The following is a 3,135-nucleotide window of genomic DNA, read 5'->3' as shown; positions in this document are numbered from 1 at the left end:
TCGTTGCCGGTCTGCTTGGCAAAGGCCTGGAAGTCGCGCGTCGACGACGGGTCGGTGGCCACCACCTTCAGCACCTCGCCCGAGGCCATGTCGGCCAGGGCCTTCTTGGCCTTGAGGATGGGCAGCGGGCAGTTCATGCCGCGGGTGTCGATCTCTTTGTGTGCGTTCATCGCGGGATGCGGTGGGCTCAGGCCGGGAACACGCCGGTGGACAGGTAGCGGTCGCCACGGTCGCACACCACGAACACGATGGTGGCGTTTTCCACCGTGCGGGCCAGCTGCAGCGCGGCCCAGCAGGCACCCGCGGCCGAGATGCCGGCGAACAGCCCCTCTTCGCTGGCCATGCGGCGGGCCATGTGCTCGGCATCGGCCTGCGACACGTACACCAGCTCGTCCACGGCCCGGGGGTCGTAGATCTTGGGCAGGTAGGCCTCGGGCCACTTGCGGATGCCGGGGATGCGTGAGCCCTCGCTGGGCTGGGCACCGACGATGCGGATGGCCGGGTTGCGCTCCTTCAGGTAGCGCGACACGCCGGTGATGGTGCCGGTGGTGCCCATCGCGCTGACGAAGTGGGTGATGCCGCCTTCGGTCTGCTGCCACAGCTCGGGGCCGGTGGTGTCGTAGTGCACCGCCGGGTTGTCGGCATTGGCGAACTGGTCGAGCACACGGCCCTTGCCGTCCTTCTGCATCTGCTCGGCCAGGTCGCGGGCGTATTCCATGCCGCCGGAGCGAGGCGTCAGCACCAGCTCGGCGCCGAAGGCCTTCATGGTCTGCGCGCGTTCGATCGACAGGTCCTCCGGCATGATCAGCACCATGCGGTAGCCGCGGATGGCCGCGGCCATGGCCAGCGCGATGCCGGTGTTGCCCGAGGTGGCTTCGATCAGCGTGTCGCCGGGGCGGATCTCGCCGCGCTCCTCGGCGCGGCGGATCATGTTGATGGCGGGGCGGTCTTTGACCGAGCCGGCCGGGTTGTTGCCCTCGAGCTTGCCGAGGATCACGTTGTTGCGCTGCGCGATCTCGGGCCCGGGCAGGCGTTGCAGCCGCACGAGCGGCGTGCCGCCGATCACGTCTTCCAGGGTCTGGTATTGAGGCATGGGCCGATTGTGGCAGCAGCGCCTGCTTGCCGCTGACGAGGGGCGAGGCAGACCCAACCCCATGCAATAATCCGCGCCCACGCAAGCGCCCCCCGGCGCCTCATGCCCGCGTGACGAAATCGGTAGACGTAGCGGATTCAAAATCCGCCGCCGCAAGGCGTGCCAGTTCGAGTCTGGCCGCGGGCACCACGCAAGCACGCCGCCATGCGCCTGGCTTCATGGCCAACGGCCAATGCTTCGCCTCCTTGAGATCAACCGCATGCCGCCTCTGCCGCCGGTCACCAAGACGCTGATCCTGATCTGTGTGGGCATCTTCTGCCTGGGTCTGCTGATTCCGCCCCAGTACGAAGCCCTGGCCGCGCTGTGGCCGCTGAGCACCGGGCTGTTCCAGCCCTGGCAGGTGGTCACCTATGCCTTCCTGCATGGCAGTGCCTTCCACCTGCTGTTCAACATGCTGGGCCTGTGGATGTTCGGCTCCGAGCTGGAAAACCTCTGGGGCCCGCGCCGCTACCTGCAGTTTCTGGCTGCCAGCGCGCTGGCCGCCGCCGCGGTGCAGCTGGGCTGGACGGCGCTGATCGGCTCCAGCGCGCCCACCGTCGGTGCCTCCGGCGCGCTGTATGGCCTGCTGCTGGCCTTCGGCATGCTGTTCCCCAACCGCACCATCCAGCTGCTGATCCCGCCGATCCCGATGAAGGCCAAGGTGTACGTGGCCATCTTCGGCGGCCTGGAACTGCTGATGGGCCTGGGCGGCCCCAGCGGCGTGGCCCACTTCGCCCACCTGGGCGGCATGCTGGGCGGCTTCCTGATGATCCGCTACTGGCGCGGCCAGGCGCCCTTCCCGCGCCGCCGCCGCTGATCGCCTGCAAGGGTTAAACCCTGACGCGCGCAGGGCGCGTGCGATGCCTCATGCTCGATCCCATCGCCGGTGATGCACGGCGAGCGGGAGGAAGCCATGGGCCTCGATCGCAAACGGTGGATGGAAGCGTCGCTGATGCTGGCGGCGGTGCTCATCGCCGTGCTGGGCGCGCTGGTGAACGTGGCCGCGATGGCCGCGCCCCCGCCCGACGCGGCCCCTGCTTCCGACGGCGCTACCGCCATCGATCCGCAACAGCTGCGCGCCTTGCAGCGTGCGCAGCAGTCCGTGGTGGGCGTGCAGGCCATGGCCGTGGACGACGCCAGTTCGGCCGCCACGCTGGGCCGTGTGCGCGCCGGCTCGGGCGTGGTGATCGGCGACGACGGCCTGGTGCTGACCATCGGCTACCTCATCCTGGAGGCCGACCAGGTGCAGCTGGTGCTGCCCGACGAACGCCTGGTGCCCGCGCGCGTGGTGGCCTATGACGTGGCCACCGGCTTCGGGCTGCTGCAGGCGCTGGCGCCGCTGAAGCTGTCGCCGGTGCCGCTGGGCTCGGCCGGCGCGCTGAAGGTGGAAGAACCCTTGATGATGGCCAGCGGCCCCAGCGGGCTGAAGGCCGATGGCGGCGCGGCCGTGGGCCTGGCGCAGCTGGTCTCGCGCCGGGCCTTTGCCGGCTACTGGGAGTACCTGATCGACGGCGCGCTGTTCACCGCCCCGGCGCGCACCGACCACAGCGGCGCGGGCCTCTTCAATTCCAGCGGTGAACTCGTGGGCATCGGCTCGCTGGTGGTGGCGCAGGCGGCGGGCGATGAGGCGCCGGCCATGCCGGGCAACATGTTCGTGCCGATCGACCTGCTGCCGCCCATCCTGCCCGAGCTGCGGCGCGCCGGCATGTCGGCCGCCAGCAAGCGGGCCTGGCTGGGCTGAACTGCGTGGAGCTGGGCGGCGAGCTGCGCGTGGCCCGCGTGAGCACCGACAGCCCGGCCGACGTGGCCGGCGTGCAGCCGGGCGACCGCATCCTGCGCATCGACGGCGCCCCGGTGAAGACGCTGGCCGCGCTGTGGCAGAGCCTGTGGCAGGGCGGCCTGCCCGAGCGCGACGTGCAGCTGGACATCGTGCGCGAAGGCGAGCCCCAGCGCGTGACGCTGCACAGCGTGGACCGCATGAAGACGCTGCGGCGGGCGCAGGG

The 3,135-nt window shown here is 70.4% G+C and carries 5 protein-coding genes and 1 tRNA gene; 4 read left to right on the top strand and 2 right to left on the bottom strand.

What is annotated here, in order from left to right; all coding sequences use genetic code 11:
* The coding region (locus ABNT58_RS02360) for a sulfurtransferase TusA family protein (protein WP_348751909.1) at positions 1-170 on the bottom strand (170 nt) is incomplete at its 3' end.
* A 17-nt stretch (positions 171-187) separates the two neighbouring features.
* The gene (cysM, locus tag ABNT58_RS02355; RefSeq protein ID WP_348751908.1) at positions 188-1,093 is read right to left on the bottom strand and encodes a cysteine synthase CysM; all 906 of its coding nucleotides are present in this window, start codon (positions 1,091-1,093) and stop codon (positions 188-190) included.
* 104 nt (positions 1,094-1,197) lie between these two features.
* Here cysM and ABNT58_RS02350 point away from each other — a divergent pair.
* The 4 genes from ABNT58_RS02350 to ABNT58_RS02335 form a co-directional block, all read left to right on the top strand.
* Positions 1,198-1,282 (top strand) — tRNA-Leu (locus ABNT58_RS02350).
* 70 nt (positions 1,283-1,352) lie between these two features.
* Positions 1,353-1,949: a rhomboid family intramembrane serine protease gene (locus ABNT58_RS02345; protein WP_348751907.1), complete on the top strand. Its 597-nt coding sequence runs from the start codon at positions 1,353-1,355 to the stop codon at positions 1,947-1,949.
* Positions 1,950-2,045: 96 nt separating this feature from the next.
* A complete protein-coding gene (locus tag ABNT58_RS02340) occupies positions 2,046-2,873 on the top strand; it encodes a S1C family serine protease (protein ID WP_348751906.1) in 828 nt (275 codons plus the stop codon).
* Between the two features lie 5 nt (positions 2,874-2,878).
* Positions 2,879-3,135 (top strand): PDZ domain-containing protein (locus ABNT58_RS02335; RefSeq protein ID WP_348751905.1); only part of this gene is annotated, 257 nt, incomplete at its 3' end.

Source organism: uncultured Aquincola sp. (genome assembly GCF_964001545.1).
GTDB lineage: Bacteria > Pseudomonadota > Gammaproteobacteria > Burkholderiales > Burkholderiaceae_C > Aquincola.
This window is presented reverse-complemented; position numbering and strand designations above follow the sequence as displayed.